19 protein-coding genes are annotated in these 22887 nt (G+C 57.2%); 10 read left to right on the top strand and 9 right to left on the bottom strand.

Going from position 1 to position 22887, the window contains the following annotated elements; translation table 11 throughout:
- Positions 1-12: 12 nt before the first annotated feature.
- Complete coding sequence (locus ACJAXR_RS02495) at positions 13-675, top strand: 7-cyano-7-deazaguanine/7-aminomethyl-7-deazaguanine transporter (RefSeq protein ID WP_415056664.1); 663 nt, start codon at positions 13-15, stop codon at positions 673-675.
- On the opposite strand, the gene ACJAXR_RS02490 is transcribed toward ACJAXR_RS02495, so the two are convergent.
- Positions 668-1387: an SGNH/GDSL hydrolase family protein gene (locus ACJAXR_RS02490; RefSeq protein WP_415056663.1), complete on the bottom strand. Its 720-nt coding sequence runs from the start codon at positions 1385-1387 to the stop codon at positions 668-670. The two genes, ACJAXR_RS02495 and ACJAXR_RS02490, sit on opposite strands and share 8 nt — an antisense overlap.
- A 25-nt stretch (positions 1388-1412) precedes the next feature.
- Positions 1413-2594, bottom strand: coding sequence for an acetyl-CoA C-acyltransferase (locus ACJAXR_RS02485; protein ID WP_415056662.1), 1182 nt, complete (start codon positions 2592-2594; stop codon positions 1413-1415).
- Between the two features lie 220 nt (positions 2595-2814).
- On the opposite strand from ACJAXR_RS02485, the gene ACJAXR_RS02480 reads away from it, so the two are divergent.
- The gene (locus ACJAXR_RS02480; protein WP_415056963.1) at positions 2815-4497 is read left to right on the top strand and encodes a fatty acid--CoA ligase; all 1683 of its coding nucleotides are present in this window, start codon (positions 2815-2817) and stop codon (positions 4495-4497) included.
- On the opposite strand, the gene ACJAXR_RS02475 is transcribed toward ACJAXR_RS02480, so the two are convergent.
- A complete protein-coding gene (locus ACJAXR_RS02475; protein WP_415056661.1) occupies positions 4487-4759 on the bottom strand; it encodes a hypothetical protein in 273 nt (90 codons plus the stop codon). The two genes, ACJAXR_RS02480 and ACJAXR_RS02475, sit on opposite strands and share 11 nt — an antisense overlap.
- Positions 4760-4817: 58 nt before the next feature.
- Between ACJAXR_RS02475 and ACJAXR_RS02470 the strand changes: the two genes are divergently transcribed.
- From ACJAXR_RS02470 to ACJAXR_RS02455, 4 genes are all read left to right on the top strand, one after another.
- Positions 4818-6182: a DUF1329 domain-containing protein gene (locus ACJAXR_RS02470; protein WP_415056660.1), complete on the top strand. Its 1365-nt coding sequence runs from the start codon at positions 4818-4820 to the stop codon at positions 6180-6182.
- 89 nt (positions 6183-6271) lie between these two features.
- The gene (locus ACJAXR_RS02465; RefSeq protein ID WP_415056659.1) at positions 6272-8971 is read left to right on the top strand and encodes a LuxR C-terminal-related transcriptional regulator; all 2700 of its coding nucleotides are present in this window, start codon (positions 6272-6274) and stop codon (positions 8969-8971) included.
- 73 nt (positions 8972-9044) lie between these two features.
- Entirely contained in the window at positions 9045-10283 is a 1239-nt protein-coding gene (locus ACJAXR_RS02460) for a dicarboxylate/amino acid:cation symporter (RefSeq protein ID WP_415056658.1), read from the top strand.
- Between the two features lie 104 nt (positions 10284-10387).
- Positions 10388-11047: an OmpA family protein gene (locus ACJAXR_RS02455; RefSeq protein ID WP_415056657.1), complete on the top strand. Its 660-nt coding sequence runs from the start codon at positions 10388-10390 to the stop codon at positions 11045-11047.
- A 33-nt stretch (positions 11048-11080) separates the two neighbouring features.
- Here ACJAXR_RS02455 and ACJAXR_RS02450 read toward each other — a convergent pair whose 3' ends face one another.
- Genes ACJAXR_RS02450 through ACJAXR_RS02440 form a run of 3 tightly spaced genes read right to left on the bottom strand, consistent with a single transcriptional unit; the run spans position 11081 to position 15400 of the window.
- Positions 11081-11995: an acyltransferase gene (locus ACJAXR_RS02450; protein WP_415056656.1), complete on the bottom strand. Its 915-nt coding sequence runs from the start codon at positions 11993-11995 to the stop codon at positions 11081-11083.
- A 59-nt stretch (positions 11996-12054) separates the two neighbouring features.
- Positions 12055-14187: a phosphate acetyltransferase gene (pta, locus tag ACJAXR_RS02445; protein ID WP_415056655.1), complete on the bottom strand. Its 2133-nt coding sequence runs from the start codon at positions 14185-14187 to the stop codon at positions 12055-12057.
- A gap of 25 nt (positions 14188-14212) precedes the next feature.
- Positions 14213-15400 carry an acetate/propionate family kinase gene (locus ACJAXR_RS02440; protein ID WP_415056654.1) on the bottom strand — a complete coding sequence of 396 codons (1188 nt, stop codon included), beginning with the start codon at positions 15398-15400 and terminating at the stop codon, positions 14213-14215.
- Positions 15401-15543: 143 nt separating this feature from the next.
- Here ACJAXR_RS02440 and ACJAXR_RS02435 point away from each other — a divergent pair, with 143 nt between their 5' ends.
- The 3 genes from ACJAXR_RS02435 (at position 15544) to ACJAXR_RS02425 (ending at position 17996) form a co-directional block, all read left to right on the top strand.
- The gene (locus tag ACJAXR_RS02435) at positions 15544-16029 is read left to right on the top strand and encodes an FKBP-type peptidyl-prolyl cis-trans isomerase (RefSeq protein ID WP_415056653.1); all 486 of its coding nucleotides are present in this window, start codon (positions 15544-15546) and stop codon (positions 16027-16029) included.
- Positions 16030-16193: 164 nt separating this feature from the next.
- Entirely contained in the window at positions 16194-16781 is a 588-nt protein-coding gene (locus ACJAXR_RS02430) for a TetR/AcrR family transcriptional regulator (protein ID WP_415056652.1), read from the top strand.
- A 105-nt stretch (positions 16782-16886) separates the two neighbouring features.
- Positions 16887-17996 carry an NADH:flavin oxidoreductase gene (locus tag ACJAXR_RS02425; RefSeq protein WP_415056651.1) on the top strand — a complete coding sequence of 370 codons (1110 nt, stop codon included), beginning with the start codon at positions 16887-16889 and terminating at the stop codon, positions 17994-17996.
- On the opposite strand, the gene ACJAXR_RS02420 is transcribed toward ACJAXR_RS02425, so the two are convergent.
- Together ACJAXR_RS02420 and cysZ are read right to left on the bottom strand one after the other, a co-directional pair.
- Positions 17965-19206: a glycosyltransferase family 4 protein gene (locus tag ACJAXR_RS02420; RefSeq protein WP_415056650.1), complete on the bottom strand. Its 1242-nt coding sequence runs from the start codon at positions 19204-19206 to the stop codon at positions 17965-17967. The genes ACJAXR_RS02425 and ACJAXR_RS02420 overlap by 32 nt on opposite strands.
- 53 nt (positions 19207-19259) lie before the next feature.
- The gene (cysZ, locus tag ACJAXR_RS02415) at positions 19260-20003 is read right to left on the bottom strand and encodes a sulfate transporter CysZ (RefSeq protein ID WP_415056649.1); all 744 of its coding nucleotides are present in this window, start codon (positions 20001-20003) and stop codon (positions 19260-19262) included.
- A 227-nt stretch (positions 20004-20230) separates the two neighbouring features.
- Here cysZ and trxB point away from each other — a divergent pair, with 227 nt between their 5' ends.
- On the top strand, positions 20231-21178 hold the full coding sequence (gene trxB, locus ACJAXR_RS02410; RefSeq protein ID WP_415056648.1) for a thioredoxin-disulfide reductase: 948 nt from the start codon (positions 20231-20233) through the stop codon (positions 21176-21178).
- A gap of 69 nt (positions 21179-21247) precedes the next feature.
- Here trxB and ACJAXR_RS02405 read toward each other — a convergent pair whose 3' ends face one another.
- Positions 21248-22807 (bottom strand): HAL/PAL/TAL family ammonia-lyase, encoded by a 1560-nt coding sequence (locus ACJAXR_RS02405; RefSeq protein ID WP_415056647.1) that lies wholly within the window; start codon positions 22805-22807, stop codon positions 21248-21250.
- Positions 22808-22887 lie beyond the last annotated feature (80 nt).

Here is a 22887-nt window from a genome sequence, read left to right as displayed (position 1 = left end):
AAAGGACATCCCATGTCGTTGATCACGGTATCGATCAACCGCCCTGTATTGGCCGGTCTGATCGCGTTTCACATTCTCATCATTATTGTCAGTAACTACCTGGTGCAGTTGCCTGTTACGTTGTTTGGCTGGCATACCACTTGGGGTGCGTTCAGCTTTCCATTCATTTTTCTGGCCACCGATCTCACTGTTCGGCTCATGGGCAAGGTTGATGCGCGCCGAGTGATCGCGCGGGTCATGCTGCCGGCGCTGGTGGCATCCTATGGGGTATCGGTGCTGTTCAACGAGGCGCGCTTCGGTGGGTTGGCGGCGCTGAGCGAATTCAATCTGTTCGTTTTTCGTATCGCTGTGGCGAGCTTCCTAGCCTACGTGCTGGGCCAGCTGCTGGATGTGCAGGTGTTTGATCGCCTGCGGCAGATGCGCCAGTGGTGGGTTGCGCCCGCTGCCTCAACCGTCATTGGCAACCTGCTGGACACCTACCTGTTCTTTTCGGTGGCATTCTGGCGCAGCGACGATCCGTTCATGGCAGCCAATTGGGTCGAGATCGCCACAGTCGATTATGCGATCAAGCTGATTATCAGCCTGGTATTGTTTGTGCCTCTGTACGGGATGCTGCTGAGCTGGATAGTGCGCAGGGTGCCAGCCTCACTGAACGGCACTCAGATCGTTAATTAAACACTTTCGTTGCGCTATGCGCCAATGCCTCGGCAATGTATTGATAGCCCTTCTCGCTAGGATGGTAACCGTCAGGGGCGAGTAGCGTTGGATTGGTAATAACCGGGTAGTTCAGGTGAGTGAAATCGCCTGGGTGTTGGCGGGCGAGGCTGGCGTAGAGTCTGTCGAGCTGCCGTCCACGCCAACCCATAACATGCCGCAGCGGTGTGGGCAGAGCGGTAAACAGATGCATAGGGGGTACGCTGAGCAACACCAGCGGCCCGCAGTAGCGTGGGGCAAGTAATTGACGTATAGCGACCAACTGTTCCCGGTAGCGGTATCTCGATGTCAGTCCTGTCGTGTCGTTTACCCCCATACTCAATAGCACGACATCCGCCCGGGGCAATTCTGCCTTTGCCAGTTCGTCGATTAACGCACGCAATCGAATGCCGTTAATGCCGAAGGTATGCCAGGCCGTAGTCTGGCCGGTGCGCTGATGAATCTGCTTCGCCAATTGGCTGGCCAGGCCCAAGTTGTGGGTAGCGACGCCGACACTCGCTGCTGTGGATTCACCTACAACCAGAATCCTTTTCGTCTGCGTGCCTTCACCGTACTGACCGGACGAAGGGCCACTTCCCTCGGGCAGTCGAGGCGTTGTCTGTTGGGCCCGCTTGCCCTGGTAAAGCAATACAGGCAACAGCAGTGCGGTAGTCAGCCAGAAGGGAAGGTGCATCCGGACTCTTTTTCTTGGCCGGCTATCAGATCAGCTCGACTGCCACTGCGGTTGCTTCGCCGCCACCAATACACAGCGCCGCAACACCGCGCTTGCCACCAGTTTTCTGCAGTGCGTTGATCAGCGTGACGATGATGCGTGAGCCTGTGGAGCCAATAGGATGACCCTGGGCGCAGGCGCCGCCGAAGATGTTGACCTTGGCATGGTCCAGATTATGTTCACGCATGGCGAGCATAGTGACCATGGCGAAGGCTTCGTTGATCTCGAACAGGTCTACGTCGTCCTTGCTCCAGCCTGTCTTGGTGAACAGGTTAGTCAGTGCGCCAACAGGGGCGGTGGTAAACTCGCTCGGGTCCTGGCTTTGCGTCGCATGACTTACAATGCGGGCCAGCGGCGTGATGCCGCGTCTGTCTGCTTCGGCAGCGGTCATCAGTACCAGCGCGCTGGCGCCGTCGGAGATGGAGCTGGCATTAGCGGCGGTGATCGTGCCGCCCTTGCCGAATGCGGCGCGCAGGCCGTGAATCTTGTCGATATTGGCCTTGTGCGGCTGCTCGTCATCCTTCACTACCGTCTCGCCGTTGCGGCTAGTTACAGTGACAGGGACGATTTCGCTATCCAGTGAGCCATTGTCGATGGCTTTCTTAGCACGGACCAGAGACTCAATCGCGTAGGCGTCCATTTCCTCACGGGTGATGCCGTACTTGTCCGCGGTTTCCTGTGCGAAGGAACCCATCAGTCGGCCTGTACGGGCGTCTTCCAGGCCATCAATGAACATGTGGTCCTTGATTTCGCCATGGCCCATGCGCATGCCGCCGCGCGCTTTTTCCAGTAAATAGGGTGCGTTGGACATGCTTTCCATGCCGCCAGCGACCATGATCGTGTTGCTGCCAGCCTTGAGCAGGTCGTGGGCCAGCATGACGGCCTTCATGCCGGATCCGCAGAGCTTGTTGATGGTGGTGCAGCCGGTTGAAGTGGGCAAGCCTGCATTCAGGCTTGCCTGGCGTGCCGGGCCCTGTTTGAGGCCGGCTGGCAGTACACATCCCATAATCACTTCTTCAACATCCGCTGGCTGGATGCCGGCGCGGCTAACTGCATCGCGAATGGCCACTGCGCCGAGGTCCACGGCAGGTACGCGGGATAGGCTGCCCTGAAAGCCGCCCATGGGGGTGCGTGCGCCACTGACGATGACGATGTGATTCTCGGACATGCTGTGCTCCTGGATAACAAAAATGACTGACTTTGGTCGTCGGGCGACTGCCTGACCTGATTGCATGATTATACCTGCTAAGTATACTCGTGGAATAAGTGTGATCAGGTTCATACTTTGGAGTGATAGGTAGCCGGATATTTTCTTGGCTATAGTTAAAGGCATGCTTGGCCAACGCCTGCAGCCCGACCAGACAAGCCCAACAAAACAGGTCATCACAATGCTCAATACCCGTATCCTCAAGCCGACGGAAGAGGCTCATGCCACGCCGTTGCTGATCAAGACTCTGCTGTTATCCGGCCAGCGCTATGAGCGCACGCAGGAAATTATCTATCGAGATATCAGTCGTTACGATTACGCCACCTTTAACCAGCGGATCTGCCGGCTGGCCAATGCACTGACCGATGCGGGCGTCAAAGCCGGTGATACGGTCGCGGTTATGGACTGGGACAGCCACCGTTATCTGGAATGCATGTTCGCTGTTCCGATGATTGGCGCCGTACTGCACACCATTAACATCCGCCTCTCGCCTGACCAGATCCTCTACACGATGAATCATGCCGAAGATATTTTCGTGCTGGTCAACAGCGAGTTTGTACCGATATACAAGGCAATCGAAGATCAGCTGACAACCGTCAAAAAGACCATCCTGCTGACGGATGAGGCGAAAAAGACGGCTGAACTGCCCGGTCTGGCTGGTGAATACGAAGAGCTGCTGGCTGCCGCTAAGCCGACCTATGATTTTCCCGATTTTGATGAGAACTCCGTCGCGACGACCTTTTACACCACCGGCACAACAGGCAACCCCAAGGGCGTGTATTTCACCCACCGCCAATTGGTGCTGCACACCATGACCACCGTAGGGCTGATGGGCGGGTTGGACAGCGTGCGTCTGTTTGGCAATCGCGACGTTTACATGCCGATTACACCGATGTTCCACGTGCATGCCTGGGGCATTCCGTACGCGGCAACTCTGCTGGGCACCAAGCAGGTATACCCTGGCCGCTATGAGCCGGAAATGCTCTGCAAGCTGATCCGTGAAGAAAAAGTGACTTTCTCCCACTGTGTTCCGACCATCCTGCAAATGGTGCTTAACGCTGATGGTGCCAAGGACATGGACTTTGGCGGTATGAAGGTCATCATTGGTGGCAGCGCGTTGAACCGCAGCCTGTATGACGCCGCCAAGGCCAAAGGGATGATTCTGTCAGCCGCGTATGGCATGTCGGAAACCTGCCCATTGATTTCCAGTGGTTACATCAACCTGGAGCTGGAGCAGGGCAGCGAAGATCAACGTGCTGCGCACCGAATCAAAGCGGGTATTCCGGTACCTCTGGTGGAAGCGCGCCTGATGAATCCCGAAGGGGGCTTCTTGTCCCACGACGGTAAAACCCAGGGCGAATTGGTGTTGCGTGCACCGTGGCTAACTCAGGGCTATTTCCGCGAGCCAGAAAAGAGCCAGGAGCTGTGGGCTCATGGTTGGATGCATACCGGTGACGTTGCAACGATCGATGACAGGGGCTTTATCGAGATTCGTGATCGCATCAAGGATGTGATCAAGACCGGCGGTGAATGGATTTCTTCCCTGGAATTGGAAGACCTGATCAGTCAATGCCCGGCCGTGAAGGAAGTAGCGGTAGTAGGTGTGCCTGATCCGCAATGGGATGAGCGGCCCTTCGCGCTGGTCGTGCCCCACGAAGGCAAAGAGATGAACGCGCGTATTGTGCGGGATCATCTCAAGGGTTACGCCGAAGAGGGTCGGATCAACAAGTGGGCGATCCCCAATCAGATTGCATGTGTTACCGAAATACCCAAAACCAGTGTTGGCAAGCTTGACAAAAAACTCATCCGCAGTGAGATTGTCAAATGGCAAGAGGCTGAAGCCCCCTTCCTGTCTACGCTTTGAGCGTATCGATGACCGTGGCGCGCCGGTAACACTGACGCGCCACGGCGTCTTCATCTTCAGGCGGACCTGGTTTCTCGATCGGTTCGCCGACCTGAAGGGTCGGTTTTATTGCCTTTAACCGACATGACCAGCACAGCGCTATATCCGCAGAATCATACTTTGGATGGTCATTATGCCGCGCGCGCTGCTGTATATTGCGCGGCTGCTTAAGGCTGTCACCTGTCGCGCGTCGTTCTATCGGCTCAGCGATCCTGTACAGCATTGGCACCCTTCAACCGGCCGGGGTACTAAATCTGGCCACAGGCAAAGTAAAGCATATTATGAAACCTATATTTAAACACACCGCATTGGCGGCCTCATTGCTGGTATTTAGTACCGTCAGCATGGCTGCCGCTACGCCCGAGCAGGTCGCATCACTGGGCAATACCCTGACGCCGGTTGGGGCAGAAAAGGCAGGCAATGCCGCTGGTACCATTCCCGAGTGGACCGGTGGTTTGGCTACTGACGCCGCACCGGTAGATGCCAATGGTTTTGCTTCCAACCCCTATGCTGATGACAAGCCGCTGTTTGTTATCACGGCAGAAAATGTCGAGCAGTACGCCGAAAATCTTGCGCCTGGCCAGATCGCCATGTTCAAGCGTTACCCCGAAACCTTCCGTATGCCGGTGTACGAAAGCCGCCGCAGCGTGGCTATGCCGGATAACGTTTACGGCGCAGCGCGTGAAAACGCCGCTAAGACCAAACTGGTTGCTGATGGCTATGGGCTGGAAGACTACCGGTTGGCGCTTGCCTTCCCAATTCCCTCCAATGGTTTGGAAGCGGTGTGGAACCACATCACTCGATTCCGTGGCGAGTCGCTGCATCGTGTGATCGTGCAGGCGACGCCGCAGACCAACGGTAGTTACACCGTCGTGCGCTTTAGCGAGGATTACGTGCTGCCCCAGGGTCTGGGCGATTTCACGCCTGGCACCATGGACAACATCCTCTATTACTTCAAACAGCAGGTAACCGATCCCAGTCGTCTGGCGGGTAACGTTCTGCTGGTTCACGAGACCATCAACCAAGTTGATACTCCTCGTATGGCGTGGATCTACAGCGCCGGCCAGCGCCGCGTGCGTCGTGCTCCACAGGTATCCTATGACGGTCCAGGTACCGCTGCTGACGGCATGCGTACCTCTGATAACCTGGACATGTATAACGGTGCGCCCGATCGGTATAACTGGGATCTGAAGGGCAAGAAAGAAATGTATATTGCCTATAACAGCTACAACCTGGGTTCGCCTGAGCACGCTTACAGCGATATTATCAAGGAGGGTCACCTGAACCCTGATCTGACTCGCTATGAGCTGCACCGCGTCTGGGAAGTCGAGGCTACAGTCAAGCCGGACCAGCGTCATATTTATGCCAAGCGTCACATGTTCATTGACGAGGATTCCTGGCAGGCTGCGCACATCGATCATTACGATGGCCGTGGCACCATGTGGCGCGTCGCCGAGGCACATGCCCTGCATCGCTTCAGGGATCAGGTCCCTGGCTTCGCCGCTGAAACCCTGTATGACGTGCTTGCCGGTCGTTATCTGGTTATGGGTCTGAACAACGAAGAGGAGCGTGACTATAACTACCAGCACGCAGCCAGCTCTTCTGACTTCACCCCGGCTGCCCTGCGTCAGTCTGGCATTCGCTAATCAATATTCCGGACCGCAGCCCATGCTGCGGTCCGGTTCGTTACAAATCGACAAGATAACGCCCTTTCAATGCCGATAAACTTGTCGGCATGTCCGCTTTTTCTTCTTTTCCAAACAAGATGTTCAGACCGCCATTACCGGCGGATCATCTCCCACGACTCGACCTCGTTCGTCAGATAGAGAGCGCTGCTTTCTGCCGTCTGGTGCTTATCAGCGCGCCTGCGGGTTTTGGTAAAAGTACGCTGGCAGCTGAATACGCTGAACATCTGGCTCAGCGTCCATCCAAGCCCAGGCGTTCAGCATGGATTACGCTCGAGCGGCACGATGCAGATTCTGCGCAGCTGATGCGAAGTCTGATCGAAGGCTTGCGCGACCTGTTTCCCGGTGTAGGGGCGGCTGAGTTGGCGCTGCTATGTCAGGCACCTGCTGATCAACCTCTGTCGATAGAGCTTGTGCTGTCTGGCCTGATGGCGGATTTACATAGGCAGTGCACGCCGCAGCAGCCCGTACTGGTGATTATCGATGATTATCATCTGGTGCGTGGAAGTGCGAACGACAACCTCTGTGCATTATTATTTGAGCAGCTCCCTGCGGGCTTTCAGATACTGCTTACCTGTAGGGGTCGGCCGAGCTGGTCGCTGGCGCGCATGCGTGTGAATAACCAACTGCTGGAGCTTGATGAACGCCATCTGCGTGTGGCGCGCGAGCCGGCGCAGGTTTTTCTCGAGCAGGCAGGCGTAAAGATGTCTGACGCCCAATGGCTGCGACAGCGTATCGAGCGCAATGAAGGCTGGTTTGCTGGTCTGCGCATGCTGGCGTTGACTGCTCGCCAGTCGACTGCACCCTCGAAAACGAGTGAAGAGCGGCTTGTAGAGGCTTATCTGCTGGAAGAGGTGATTGAAGCTCAGCCTGTTCATGTTCAGGCCTTTGTGTCCCAGATTATCTGGTTCGATCACTTCACTGCTGAGTTATGTGATCAGGTGCGGGATGCGACCGATAGCCAGGCGATACTTGACTGGTTGCTGCAACATCAGGTGTTCATTGTGCCATTGGACTCCTTGGGCACCTGGTATCGGTTTCACCATCTGTTCGCCGATGTGTTACGTCAGCGCGGGGCGACTAAAGGGCAGAGCGCTCGCCATCGGATGCATTTGCGCGCGTGTGACTGGTTTCGCGAGCATGGCTTCATAGCCGACGCGGTAGAGCAGGCGATGGCTGCTGAGCGTCCGGATGAAGCTGCGGCGCTGGCCCAGCACCTGCCATTGGATCAACTGCTTGCCGAGCAGCATGTCAGCACACTGCTGCGTTGGAAGGCGGTATTACCCCGCATATTGCAGGGCAGTTCCGCTCGTTTGGTGCTGGTTCATGGCTGGACCCTAGCGCTGGCCTGCCAGTTGGAAGACGCCCGGGTCATGCTGGGGCGTCTAGCGCACTTTTTGCCGCAACCTGATGCGGCTGGTCAACGGTTGCTTCTGGGCCAGGCGCTGGCGCTGCAGAGTTTTATAGCCAGGGCTGGAGGGGATTTGTATGGGGCGAGTACCAGCGCACATCAAAGCTTGCAATGTCTGAAGCAGGACGAGGTCGGTAGCCGATTGATGTCGATGTTGACGCTGGCTGACGTCGCGGTCTGCCAACAGGATATGGACGGCGCGCGACATTGGGCCCGGACGGCCCTGGAGCTGGCCCAGCGCAGCGGTAATGTCCTGTTCGAGGCGCAGGTTGTTCTGGTGCGCGCACGGCTACTGCAGGCGCGGGGGGAGATCGGTCGGGCATCTCGGCTGCTAGCAGAGCAGCGAGGGGTGTTGGCGGCATTGAATTTCCCGCAAGGCTTGGCCATCCGCGCCCGGTTGGCGATTTACCATGGGTATTTGATCGGTCAGTTGGGTGATCTGGATACTGCACGACACCGGGTGCGCGAAGGCATGGAAGAGGCCCGCGCCTGTCGGGATTTGCACGTATTACCCGGTTACTGCCTGTTGGCAGGTATCGAGGCGCGCCGCCGCGATGGTTTCGGTCTGGCCTTTGAATTGTTGGCCGAAGCGGAGCGTCTGATGCATCAGTGGGACGTACCACCGGTGTACTACCTTGGCTGGGGCACCGTGCTGAAAAGCGATCTGTGGATCAGCGCGGGGCGTTATGCACTTGCCGAGCAATGGTTGCCACGGTTGCGTCAGACCTATTGTTTGGACAATCCGGCGGCACCGCCATCATTCTTTCACGTCTTACCGGTGGTGATTAATCGCGTGTACGCCCGCTTGCTCTGGAGCCAGGGTGAGCACGCTGAGGCGGAAGAACTGTTGTGGCAGGCTCTGAAAACATTGCAACAGCAGGGTGAGCGGCTGCAGGCACTGTCGGTGATGACGCAACTGGTACAGATGCTGTATCGCAGCCAGCGCTCAGCGCAAGCGCAGAGGTTATTGCTCGAAGCGATTGCCTGGGCTGCTGATGAGTCGATTATCGGCCCCTTTGTACCATTGATGTCGCAGTTGCCGGGTTTGATGCGGCGCACCCTGATGCGTGCGCCTGCGACTGTACTCCGGGATCAGTTGCGGGCGCGATTGCCGGAGGTTCCCGAAGCAGACGTCTCGATGGTCGAGCCGCTAAGTAATCGTGAACAAATGGTGCTGGAGTGCATTGCGCGCGGCCATTCCAACCAGCAGATCAGTGAGGCGCTTTTCATTTCCCTGCATACCGTGAAAAGTCATGCCCGACGCATCAATCACAAGCTCGGGGTAGCGCGCCGCACTCAGGCGGTGGCCCAGGGCAAGGTGCTTGGTCTTTTGCACTAGCGGCGTTCAGGGTTGCACCTGTGGTCATCAGACGTTATAAAATCAGTGCCCCAACCCTACAAAGAGCGAGATCATGCCCAGCCTTAATCGTCAGATATTGATTGCCGCCTGTCTGGGCGTCCTGATTGGTTGGGGGCTAAGTCTGGTTCCAGCAGAGGATGGCTTGCGCACGGGTGTTCTATACGCCAGTACGCTGGTGGGGAGCATTTTCATCGGCATGCTGAAAATGATTTTGGTGCCGCTGATTTTTACCTCCATCGTGGTTGGCGTTGCCAACCTGCAGGCACATCACCAGGTCAATCGAGTGTGGATTACCACGTTGGTGTACTTCGTTATTACCCTGTCGTTGGCGATGCTGGTAGCGCTTCTGGCGACGAATATCTTCAAGCCGGGCGCGGATCTGCCCATTACGCTGTTTGCCGATGCCATGGATGCCTTCGAAGCTCGGCAACTGACCATGTCGGAATTTTTCCTGCATTTCTTCGCTAATTTGTTCCAGAACCCCTTTGCTGCCTTTGCCAATGGCAGCATTCTTGCCATTGTGGTGTTCGCGTTGTTTATCGGCATTGCGCTGGTTGCTGGCGGTGATCGCTATCAGGGCATATTGCGGCTGATGCAGGAGTTTCTCGAGCTGCTGCTGCAAGTGATCGGCTGGATCATGCGTCTGGCGCCTTTGGGTATTCTGGCGCTGCTTATAAGGCTGGTGGCCGAGCAGGATGTTTCACTGCTGGTGACCATGCTTGGTTTCATTGTTTTGGTGTTTGCCACTACGCTGTTTCACGGTGTCGTCATACTCCCCGGCATTCTTTTTCTGGTCACCGGCAAGTCGCCGCTATGGTTCTGGCGCGGTTCTCGGGAAGCATTGATTACCGCTTTTGCCACTAGTTCCAGCGCCGCCACGCTGCCCATTTCGATGCGTTGCGCAGAGCACAATCTCAAGGTCCGCCGTAGTATTGCCGGATTTGTGTTGCCGTTGGGCGCTACCATGAATATGGATGGCACAGCCCTTTACGAAGCCGCGGCAGCTCTCTTTGTTGCTAATCTGGTCGGTATCGAGTTGAGCTTTGCGCAGCAAATGGTGGTCTTCTTTACCGCGATGATCGCCTCGACCGGTGCTCCCGGTATCCCCAGCGCCGGGATGGTCACCATGGTCATGGTTCTCCAAGCTGTTGGATTGCCCGCCGAAGCCATCGCTATCCTTCTGCCGATCGATAGGCTGTTGGACACCGTCCGCACCGCAGTGAACGTTGAGGGGGATATTGTCGGTAGCTTGGTGGTGGACAAACTGGTGCACCGAGGCGCTGAAAGCTGAACAAGCGGGATATAATCTGCAGTTTTACTGTCTCTATATATCCGCAGGTCTGCAGATTGGCGTGCTAACCTGTTTACACAAGTTCTCGCAAAAGGAATCAATACATGAAGAAGCAACTAATGATCGTTGCCAGTTTGAGTACGCTGCTGTTGGCAGGCTGCACTACTAATCCCTATACCGGTGAGCGCGAGACGGGCAAGTCCGCAATATACGGTTTGGGCGGCGCGGCGGTCGGCGCAGTTATTGGCGCAGCTACCTCGGGTAGTGACGATAGGGGCAAGGGTGCGTTGATCGGCGCAACCGTAGGCGGCGCTGCTGGTGCGGGTTACGGTTTCTATGCGGATAAGCAGGAAGCGCGCCTGCGACAGGAGCTGCAGGGCACCGGTGTGCAGGTAGTGCGTAACGGTGATAATCTGCAATTGGTCATGCCTGGCAACATCACTTTTGCTAGCGGCTCTTCGGATATTTCCAGCAGCTTCTATACGACGTTGAATTCACTGGTCAAGGTGTTCCAGGAGTTTGACAAGAACGGTGTCGAAATCGTCGGTCATACTGATAGCACGGGCAGTAATGATCTGAACATGCGTCTCTCACGTGACCGTGCGCAGAGTGTTGCATCCTACCTGGTTAATCAGGGCATCTCTGGCGCACGCATCAGCGCCACTGGCGCCGGCCCCAGCCAGCCGATCGCGAGCAATGACAGTGAGCAAGGACGCGCGCAAAATCGCCGCGTCGAGATCAACCTGCGGCCGATGCAGCGGTAATCGACAGCTGATCGTCTGATAAAAAGCGCAGCCTCAGGACTGCGCTTTTTTGTGCGGGTATTGTTGGTGCAGTTCGCCCAATAGCCTGTCTTTCTCTGCCCACAGCCGGGTGACCCAGGCTTGAAAGGCTTCGCGAAAGACGGGATCGTTCTGGTAATCGCAGCCCAGGAACTCGACCGGGATCGGCTTCAGCTCGCAGCGCATCACCACGGTTCTGACCCGTCCGCTGAGCAGATCCCAGAAGCTGGGGTTACCATCGGGATAGTGAATAGTGATGTCTACTAGGGAACGCAGCTGTGTGCCCATGGCGTCGAGTACAAAGGCAATGCCACCGGATTTGGGCTTGAGCAAATGGCGGAAAGGCGAGTTCTGTTCGGCGTGCTTGACGGGCGTGAGCCGCGTACCCTCGAGGAAGTTGAAAATGGCCACCGGCGTGGTCTTGAACTTCTCGCAGGCCTTGCGGGTGGTTGCTACGTCCTGCCCGGCTTTTTCCGGATGGCGCGCCAGATAACTTTTGCTATAGCGCTTCATAAACGGAAAATCGAGCGCCCACCAGCAAATCCCGATCACCGGAACCCAGATCAATTCCTGTTTCAGAAAGAACTTGAGCATCGGCATCTGACGGTTGAGGTTGTGCTGCAGCACCAGAATGTCGACCCAGGTCTGATGATTACTGGTCACTAGATACCAGCCGTCGTAGTCGAGCCGCTCACGACCTTCAATATTCCACTGAATGTTGCCGGTCAGGGCCATCCAGCCGCTGTTGCAGGTCATCCAGAACTCGGCTATGCGGATGATCAGGCGGGTGCACAACACCTGCAGACCTGCGATAGGCAGGAGCTTGATCAGCGACAGGGGGAACAACACACTGAAACACAGCAATGTGTTGAGGATCAGCAGCAGGGCCGCAAGGGTACCGCGTAGGCTATGGGGCAGAAAACTCAGCATTCGAGTCGCTCGCTTAAAGGGCTAGTCTTGGAGTGCCAGTCCGGGGTGCTGGCTCGGGTCTATTCATTCATGTCGGCCTGAATGGCTGTCAATGCGATGGTATAGACAATGTCGTCCACTAACGCACCGCGCGACAGGTCATTTACTGGTTTGCGCAGGCCCTGCAGCATGGGGCCGACACTGACCACATTGGCGCTGCGCTGCACGGCCTTGTAGGTCGTGTTACCAGTATTGAGGTCTGGGAATACGAATACAGTGGCTTTGCCAGCCACAGGGCTGTCCGGTGCCTTTTGCAACCCAACACTGGCAATCGCGGCAGCATCATACTGGAGCGGGCCGTCGATCAGAAGCCCGGGCTCCCGCTCCGCAGCGATGCGGGTCGCCTCGCGTACCTTCTCAACATCTTCGCCGGTGCCTGATTTACCAGTCGAATAACTGATCATCGCTACGCGGGCCGGGATGCCGAAGGCTTCAGCGGAGCGGGCACTCTGAATTGCAATTTCGGCCAGTTCGGTAGCGTCCGGATCCGGATTGACTGCGCAGTCGCCGTACACTAACACCTGCTCAGGGAGCAGCATGAAAAAGATGGACGACACCAGGTTGTAGCCCGGCGCGGTCTTGATCAGCTGAAAGGCTGGGCGGATGGTATTGGCGGTGGTGTGGATGGCGCCGGATACCAGGCCATCAACTTCGTCCAGGGCGAGCATCATGGTGCCCAATACGACATTGTCTTCAAGCTGCTGCAGGGCCATGGGGGCATTCAACCCTTTGCCTTTTCTAAGTGCCATCATGGGCTCAACGTAGCGTGCACGCACGTCGTCTGGATCGATTATCTGCAGGCCTTCAGGCAGGACGATATGCTGCGCGCGGGCGACGGCTTCCACTGACTCGCGCTTGGCCAGCAGTATGCATTGGGCAATGCCACGGCGTTGGCAGGTAGCGGCGGCTTGCACTGTGCGCGGCTCATCGCCTTCGGGCAGTACGATGCGCTTGGCTGCCTTCTGGGCCCGGCTCATCAGCTGGTAGCGGAAAGCCGGAGGCGACATGCGCGCCTCTCGTGGTGCGCCGCAGCGGCGTTGCAGCCACGCATGGTCGATGTATGAGGCGGCAAACTCGGTCACCTGTTCGGCGCGCTCGTGGTCATCTACCGGAATTTCCCGGTTCATGCGGTCCAGTTGGGTAGCGGTGTCGAAGGTGTTGGTAGTGGTACTAAGCACCGGCAGGCCACCGGCGAGGGCCGGCTGGCATAGCTGCATCACTCGGGGGTCCGGGGTAAAACCGCTGGTCAGCATCAATCCGGCCAGGGGGGTGCCCGCCAGTGACGCTAGGCTGGCAGCGATGATGATGTCATCGCGGTCACCGGGCGTGACAATCAGGGTACCGGGCTTCAGCCGCTCGACGATGTTGGGCACCGTGCGTGCGCACAGGGCGATGTCCATGACCCGTCGGCTACCGATATGCCCCTCATGGAGCACGGTGGCGTGCAGTAGCTCTGCGATGTCGGAGGTGCGGGGGGCGTTCAGCGTATCTTCCCAAGGAATGCAGCCAATCAGGCGAAAGTCGTCGGTGTCCAGTACCTGCGATTCCTGCTTGAGGGCAAGGGCGAACTCCTTGAGAGTCTGTTTGAGTTCGCTGCGGTTGGCGGGGGGGCCGTCAGCAAGTTCCAGCCCGCGTACCTTGTTGACGATGACGCCGAGGACTTTCGAGTGGGCCGGGCCGCCGAAGCCCTGAGCGTGAATTTCGATGCGGTCGGCGAGGCTCGACATATCCTCGTCATCGGGCGCGGTGACGAGGATGACGTCTGCGTCCAGGCTGCGCGCCAGGTGATGATTGATACGAGCGGCATAGCTGGCCTGTCGCGTGGGCACCATACCCTCGACTATCACCACGTCGGCATCTGCCGCCGCCAGATGAAAGTTGCTGACAATGTCCTCGAGTACTTCGTCGAGCTGCCCGTTGGCCAGCCGATGTTCAACGTCGGCTAGGCCAAGGGGTTTCGGCGGGGACAGATCAAGAGTGCGGCTGATGAGTTCAGTGGAGCGTTCCGGGCCGGTGTCACCCGGATGCGGTTGGGCAATGGGCTTGAGGAAGTGAACGCGCAGGCCGGTGCGCTGCAACGAACGAATCAGACCCAGGCTGATCGAAGTAAGACCGACTCCAAAACCGGTTGGAGCAATAAAGAAGGTGTGCATGCAAGCGTCCCGTCTGTTGTTGGATTCAGTGTTCGAGCAATGCCAGACTCTCTTGCGCTATCTGGCGTTCTTCATCGGTGGGAATGACCCATATCATCGGCGAGCCCTGAGCATGGATGGCAGTGGCTACACCCTTGGGGGCGTTGTCGTTGGCATTGTGATCCAGCTTGAGGCCGATCGCTGCCATGTGCGCCAGGGTGCGCGCGCGTACCTTGGCTGAGTTTTCGCCGATGCCTCCGGTAAACAGCAATCCATCCAGGCGCGGCAGCGCAGCGCACATGCTGAACAATGAACGGGCCAGTCGATAGCAGAAAACCTCGATGGCCAATATGGCTCCGGCATGTCCTTGAGCCGCGGCTTCTTCGAGCTGGCGCATATCGTTGGTCAGGCCGGATAGCCCGAGCAAGCCACTTTCGCGGTTCAGCAATTGTTCGATCCGCATGAGATCCCAGCCTAGCGTTCGCTGCAGGTGTGCGTGCAGATTCGGATCCACGTCGCCGCTGCGTGTGCCCATCACCAGGCCTTCAAGGGGCGTAAGACCCATGCTGGTGTCCATGCTGCGGCCGTTCAAGACAGCGCAAGTGGAGCAGCCGTTGCCCAGGTGTGCACTGAGCCAAGCGCCTTCCTCGGGCTGGCGGCCAGTCAGTTTGCTCGCTTGATCAGTGACATACTGGTGGCTGGTGCCATGGAAGCCGTAGCGGCGAATGGCATACTGTTGATACAACGCCTCGGGTAATGCATAGCGATAGGCATGCGCAGGCATGCTTTGGTGAAAAGCGGTATCAAATACGGCAACGTGCGCGACGTCCGGAAACACACGCATGGCTGCATGAATGCCAGTCAAATTGGCCGGGTTGTGCAGGGGTGCGAGGGCAGCATTGGCCTGAATGGCATCCAGTACACTGGCGTCGATCTGCTGAGCGCGGGTGAAATGCTCCCCACCATGGACCACACGATGGCCGACTGCGCTCAGTGGCTGGTCGGCATGCTGTTTGATCAGGGGCATCAGGGCTGTCATGGCAGTGGCATGTTCGCCGTCAGCCAGTGTAATTTCCTGCTGAGTGTTTGCGGCGCGCCAGCTGAGGCTTGCCCGGCCGCTACCCAGCCGCTCGGCCATACCGCTCATGAGCGGTTTGCCATCGGCTTCTCGGCGCAAGGCAAATTTGATGGAGGAGCTACCGCAATTGATCACCAGTACCAGGCGCTGGGTCATCTTTACCTCTTAATTAATCCGCACGGTCAAAGCCCGGCGTCGGGAGTTATAGTCTAGGCGAACCGTGCATCGGTCAACCCGTGCGTTACGCGTCAAAACGGCGTAAACTGACGCGCTTTACGCGAAAAAACAGGTGACGAATTATGCAGATTGCTGCGAACAAAGCCGTATCGATTGAATACACACTGACCGACGATGCTGGCGAAGTGCTTGATTCGTCCGCTGGTGGCGGTCCGCTGGTTTACCTGCAAGGTGCAGGTAACATTATCCCCGGTCTCGAGCAGGCGCTTGATGGCAAAGCCGCTGGCGACGAACTGAAAGTAACAGTAGAGCCGGAAAACGCCTATGGCGAGTTTAGCGCTGAACTGGTTGCTGTGCTGGGTCGTAACATGTTCGAAGGCGTCGAGGAGCTTGAGCCAGGCATGCAGTTTCATGCCTCAGGCCCCGATGGCAGCATGCAGATCGTTACCATCTCAGGTGTCGAAGGCGATGAAGTGACGGTTGACGGTAACCATCCGCTGGCAGGCCAGCGTCTGACTTTCGAAGTCAAGGTTATCGAAGTCCGTGATGCAACCGAAGACGAACTCGCTCATGGTCATATCCATGGTGAAGGCGGCGTCGAGCACTAAGTCTGGTTGAGGGTGCCGGCTGCCGGTCGGACCCAACCAAATCACGATAAAGGCTTCCCTGACCCGGAGGCCTTTTTTGTGTCTGTCTATTTCTTTTTATCATTAAAATGAATGATCTCTGCTTGCGCTATCAATCAAAGGTGACCGGTCGTATAGTGTTTTTCATGAATGCTATTCAAGATAAACGTGCGCGAATTCTAGCGGCCGGTACCGAGGTCATGTTGCTCAAGGGCTACAACGGGACAGGCGTGCAGGAAATCACCCAAAATGCCGGGGTGCCCAAGGGCTCCTTCTATCACTATTTCGAGAGTAAGGAAGATTTTGCCATTCAGGCGCTGCATTACTACTATTTGCCGCGCTTGGAACGTTTTGGTGCTGCCTTGCAGGCTCATGACGCCAGTCCCCGCGACCGTATCCTGCGCTTTTACCGAGATCTTGTCGGTTACTTCGCCAACCAGCATGAGCCTACACATCAGTGCTTTATTGGCAGCCTCTGCCATGAAAAAGCAGGTGACAGTCAGCCAATAGGGTATGCGGCTAGTGCCATTCTCAACCGATCCAGTGAGCTGCTGGCGAACTGTTTGGTCGAGGCTCGGGATGCGGGAGAGTTGCCGGCTGATCAGGACCCGCATGCGCTGGGTGCCTTCATCGGCGCAGCCTGGGAGGGCGCCCTGCTGCGCATGAAAGTGGATCGGCAAATTGGTCCGCTGCGCGTTTTTATCAGCCAGCTGGAGCGCCTGTTACAGCCCTGAGGGTTATCGGAGCCAACTGTCCTACTGCAAGACGACCGGTCCACTCGCGGGTGCCGCGTCAAAGTCGTGTTTATCATGTCCAACCCTATTACAGGAGATTTATTGATGTCCGCTGATACCAGTTCATTATTTGCATCTTTCCAGTACGGCCCGCTCACGCTGAATAATCGGATCGTCATGGCGCCAATGACCCGTAACTTTTCCCCGGGCGGCGTGCCGACAGACCAGGTGGTCAACTATTACCGTCGCCGTTCCGAGTCCGGTGTTGGCTTGATCATCACTGAAGGCACCACCATCAATCACGCGGCGGCCAGTGGCTATCCCGATGTACCTGCTTTCCATGGCGAGGAAGCGCTTGCCGGTTGGAAAAAGGTCGTGGACGCCGTCCATGCTGTGGGTGGCAAGATTGCTCCCCAGTTATGGCATGTGGGCAATACCCGCCGTCTGGGTGCTGAGCCAAACGTTGATGTGCCGGGCTATGGCCCAATGGAGAAAATCAAGGATGGTAAGGAAGTCGTTCACGGCATGACGCGCGCCGATATCCGTGAAGTGGTTGACGCCTTCGCCCAGGCGGCCAGCGATGCCAAGGCAGTTGGTTGCGATGCGATCGAGCTGCACGGCGCCCATGGCTACCTGATCGACCAGTTTTTCTGGGAAGGTAGTAACCAGCGTGACGATGAATACGGTGGCAGCATGGAAAACCGTGGTCGTTTTGCCGTGGAAATTATCAGTGCCGTTCGGGCCGCAGTCGGTCCTGAATACCCAATTATTCTTCGCTTCTCCCAGTGGAAGCAGCAGGATTACACCGCACGACTGGCCCCAACGCCTGAACTGCTGGACGCTTTCCTGGCGCCATTGGTTGCAGCTGGGGTGGATATCTTCCATTGCTCGCAGCGCCGCTTCTGGGAGCCTGAGTTTGAAGGCTCTGATCTGAACCTGGCTGGTTGGACGCGCAAGATTACTGGCAAGCCCTGCATCACTGTTGGCAGTGTTGGCCTGGACGGCGAGTTCCTTGAATTCATGGTCAAGACCGACAAGGTGGCTCAAACAGCCAATATCGATGACCTATTGGTTCGTCTGTCTGCTGGTGAATTCGATCTGGTTGCTGTAGGTCGCGCGCTGATCGTTGATCCTGAGTGGGCAGACAAGGTTCGCGAAGGTCGCTTCAGCGAAATTCTGCCCTTCAGCCGTGAGGCTTTGAAGACCCTGGCCTGAAACGCCGGTCTTTGGCGGGGGCTGCATCAGCCCCTCTCGACGGGCCTGATGCAGCCCTGCTCAGGTAGTGTTCAAATCGATTGATCACCGGGTCCCAGCCAAGCTGACAGGCTCGGTGTCTTGCATGTATACGCACATTACGCCGCCGCTCTATATCTTCAACTAGCCACTGCAGATTGCTGATAAATTGCGGGTCAAGACTAATGGGCGCCAGACAACCACTGAAGCGATCGCGAATATGCTGGTGCGCTGCCGCCGAATCGAACGCGTTGACCGCCAAGCCCGACGCCATTGCTTCCGTCACTACATTGCCGAAGGTTTCAGTCTTACTAGGGAACACAAATATGTCAGCGCTGGCATAGGCCGTCGCTAAAGCTGATCCATTGAGCCATCCGGTGAAAACAGCGTCAGGCAGTTGGCGTTGCAGTTGCGCGCGTGATGGGCCGTCGCCCACCACGACGAGGCGTATCTGCTGAGATGAAACGGGGCGCTGGGCACGCAGTTGTTGCCAGGCTTTCACCAGTAGCGGTAGATTTTTTTCCGGAGCCAGCCGGCCTGCATGCAGCAACACCACATCATTTTCAGCCGCCTGCCAGCGCTGCCGCAGGGCGGGATCGCGAAGGCTCGGATGAAACTGGTCGCAGTCCACGCCGCGTCCGAGATGCGCAAGGTTATGAAAACCTGCCCGCATCAGCTCTTTCTGCTGGGTCGGACAGGCGGTAAGCGTCAGTTGGGTACGGTTGTGGAACCAGCGCAGGTAGCTCATGACCGGGTGCTGCAGTGGTCCGACGCCATAGTGATCGGCATACTGCTGAAAGTGGGTGTGAAAGCCACTGATGACAGGAATACCCATGCCTTGCGCTACACGTAATGCAGACCACCCAAGCGGGCCCTCAGTCGCCAGATAGATCGCGTCCGGGCGCTGCCTCTGCCAGAGTTCACGCAGACGCTTGCTGGCAGGCAGCCCCCATTGCAGACCCGGATAACCTGGGGTAGGCATGCCTTTGGTCCGGCGCTCCAGAAGACCGGGCCAGTTGCTTTGCCCAGGTTGTTCACCCGATTGCGCGGGTCTGATCAGTTGCAACAAATGGCCGCGTCGCACAAGGCCCTGACACAGATGGCTGAGCGTGTTGGCGACGCCGTTAACTTGTGGTGCGTAGGTTTCGGTGACCACGGCAAAGCATTGGGGTGCAGAAAAAGGAGTATCCATGCTGGTAGCATCCAGTGCCTTGGTGATGCGCGTATGACAATCTCATGACAGATTTATGTAGCCGATTGCCCGCGCTCGCGCACCCATAGCAGCGTAGAACCGGCAACAGCGGAAGGCATGACCAGCAGGTTGACCAGCGGAATAAGCATGCCGACGTATACGGGTAAACCGAAGCCGAGCGATAACATGCGTCGACCGCGCATCCAGCGCAGCATGTCGATGAAGCTGACCTGATCGTTGTCGGCCTGAAAGTCGATGTACTGCACCGCCATCATCCACACGCCGAACAGCAGTAACAGCGGCGATGAGACCAGGTTGACAACCGGTACGAAACTGAGCAGCAGAAGAATGAGCAGTCTGGGCAAGTAATAGCCTATTTTGCGTAATTCTCGACCCACTGAGTGGGGCACCACGAGCATGATGTCGCGCAGACTGGTCGGCGGACTGATTTCTCCGCGCTCCTTTTCAGCTACCTTTTCGGCAAGAAAGCCATAGAAGGGAGAGGCGATCAGATTGGCCACTATGCTGAAGCCAAAAAACAAGACGAGCAGGACCAACAGAGCGAACAGCGGCCAGAGCAGCCATTCGATAAAGCTGAGCCACCCGGGCACGGTCGCCATTAATTGCGCCATCCAGATATTGAATTGACGCACGCCCCAGCCAATCAGCGCTGCGAACACGGCAAGATTCAATAGCAGCGGAATTATCACGAAGCGGCGCAAGCCGGGCTGACGCACGCGTTGCCAGCCCTGACGCAGATAATCGGAGCCGCTCAATGGGGCAGAATTGTGCTTCATGAAACAGATCCTTGCTGAAAGAAGATAAAAGGCTGCTGCGATAGGGTTAAACTATCCGGCTTATACAGTGATTGGAATACCCAATGCTTGCATGCATGGCTACCATGCGTGGCTGCCCTGTTCGAGCGGGGTGGTTTGGCGATCGTCCGTAGAGAGTTAGGCTGCAAGATAATCGAGGCCTGCTCAGTTAACTAATTCCACCGCAATAGCGGTGCTCTGGAGGCAGCATGACCGAAGCACGTCACACCCGTCTGATCATTCTCGGATCCGGCCCGGCCGGTTACAGCGCTGCTGTTTACGCCGCACGCGCCAACCTCAAGCCTGTGCTGATCACCGGTATGCAGATGGGTGGTCAGCTGACTACCACGACCGATGTTGATAATTGGCCCGGCGATGTTGAAGGCCTGCAGGGGCCGGCTTTGATGGAACGGATGCGCGAGCATGCCGAGCGCTTCGAGACCGAAATCCTGATTGATCACATAAACAAGGTTGATCTGACCAAGCGTCCCTTTACCCTCTGGGGCGATCAGGGCGAGTACCAGTGCGATGCACTGATTATTGCAACCGGCGCTTCTGCCCGTTATCTGGGCATTCCCTCGGAAGAAGCCTTCATGGGCAAGGGCGTCTCGGCCTGTGCTACCTGTGACGGATTCTTTTACCGCAACCAGGAAGTCGCCGTGATCGGCGGTGGTAACACCGCCGTCGAGGAAGCCCTGTATCTGGCTAACATCGCCAAGAAAGTCACCGTTGTGCATCGTCGCGAGGTGTTCCGCGCGGAGAAAATCCTGCTAGACAAGCTAATGTCACGCGTGGCGGAAGGCAAAATCGAACTCAAGCTTAACGCCACCCTCGACGAAGTGCTGGGCGATCAGACCGGCGTGACCGGTATGCGCATCGCATTGAACGCTGGCGGCACCGAGGACATCAAGCTCAGCGGTGTGTTCATCGCCATCGGCCACACCCCTAATACCAGCCTGTTTGAAGGCCAGTTGGATATGAAAGATGGCTACCTGACCATACAGAGTGGTACCCAGGGTAATGCTACGGCTACCAACATACCGGGTGTCTTCGCGGCTGGCGACGTTGCCGACCACGTTTACCGTCAGGCTATTACCTCAGCAGGCGCCGGCTGTATGGCGGCTCTGGATGCCGAGCGTTATCTCGACGAGCAGTAACAGTTTTGGCGTGGCGAGAATGTGCTCGGCCTCGCCATGTCGATGTTACGCCTCGTTAGTGAGGGGTTTTCAGGCGTCATAAAGGCGCCATTGGCGTTGGCGGATGAGTCTGCAGAGCAGGCGCAGTTCGCTTTCCAACGCGCGGTCTTCATAAAGCGCGGGAAAATGCTGCCTACATTCTGCGACAAAGGCCTGCAGGTCTGCCGGTGGAACTTCGCCTGTCAGCTCGCTGCGTAGCTCTACTCCCTGGCACGCGGCGTGTAACGAGGCCGCAGCTACCTGTTCTACCAATGTGAGTACGCGCAGACAATCCCGAGCAGCTATGGTGCCCATGCTGACCTTGTCCTGATTGTGGCATTCGGTGGAGCGTGAAAAAACGCTTGCCGGCATGGTGAGCTTGAGCGCTTCGGCCGTCCATGCCGAGGCTCCGATTTGCACCGCTTTGTAACCATGATTGAGTGCTGCGCGTTCCGCCGTTGCGCCACTGAGGTTGCTGGGTAGTCCGTGGTTGAATCGCACGTCGACCAACTGAGCGAGTTGGCGGTCGAGCAGGTCCGCCAGATTGGCGCAGGCTTGCTTCATGCTGTCCATGGCGAAGGCTACGTGACCACCATAGAAATGACCGCCATGCATGACCTTTTCCTTTTCGGCGTCGATCAGCGGGTTGTCATTGGCGCTGTTGAGTTCGGTCTCCAGAAACTGCCGCCACCATGGCAGCGCATCCTCCACAACGCCGATCACATGGGGTGCACAGCGGGTGGAGTAGCGGTCCTGCAAGCGCGGTGAGTTGCGCGGTGTACTGGGCGCGTGGAGATCCGCACGCATGCGGGCAGCTACCTGGCTCTGTCCGGGATGCGGTTTGGCTGCGAAAAGATCTTCATCGAAATGATAGGGATTGCCGTCCAGTGCCTGGACAGCCAGTGCGCTGATACGCGAAGTGAGTTGTGCCAGGTAACTGCAGCGGGTGAACGCCAGTACGCTCAATGCCGTCATCACTGCCGTGCCGTTCATCAGCGCCAGGCCCTCCTTCGGCTTGAGCCTGTATGCCGTGATCCCCTGTTCAGCAAAGACCTCAGCGGTTGGGCGTCTTTGATCACCAACCAGTACGTCACGCTCGCCGCATAGCACGGCGGCGACATAGGACAGGGGTGTCAGATCACCGCTGGCGCCAACTGAACCTTCTTCGGGAATAGCCGGCATTACATCCTGCTGCAACAGCCAGACCAGTCTTTCCAGTAACTCCACGCAGATGCCGGAGTAGCCGCGACAGAGTGAAACCAAGCGCACAATGATCACCGCTCGTGCCGCTTCGCGGGACAAAATTTCGCCCATTCCGCAGCCATGAAAGGTGTAAAGTTGGTGCGGTAGACTTTCCATGTCACCGCTGGGTACTGTGCGGTTGCACGAATCACCATACCCTGTCGTTACTCCATAGACCGCGCCATCTTCGGCCAGCAGACGCTCGAGAAAGGCGCTGCCTCGGTTGATGCGCTCACGGAATGCTGGGTCTTGTGAAAGGATCACCTTGCAGCGTCCCTCTGCCACAGCCTGGACCTGTTCGAGGGTGACTTGTGATCCGTCGAGGGTAAGAACGGCGCCTATCGCAGCGGATTCATGCAAAGTCGTCATAACAATATCCATAGTGGTAAAGCTTTCTTGGCGACACGCTAACCAGCTACTGCTTGCTTGGGTTGCGCATAATGGATTTA

It is taken from the genome of Halopseudomonas sp. (genome assembly GCF_047631575.1).
GTDB lineage: Bacteria > Pseudomonadota > Gammaproteobacteria > Pseudomonadales > Pseudomonadaceae > Halopseudomonas.
The sequence above is the reverse complement of the archived record's forward strand: the minus strand, read 5'-3'. Positions and strand labels throughout refer to the sequence as shown.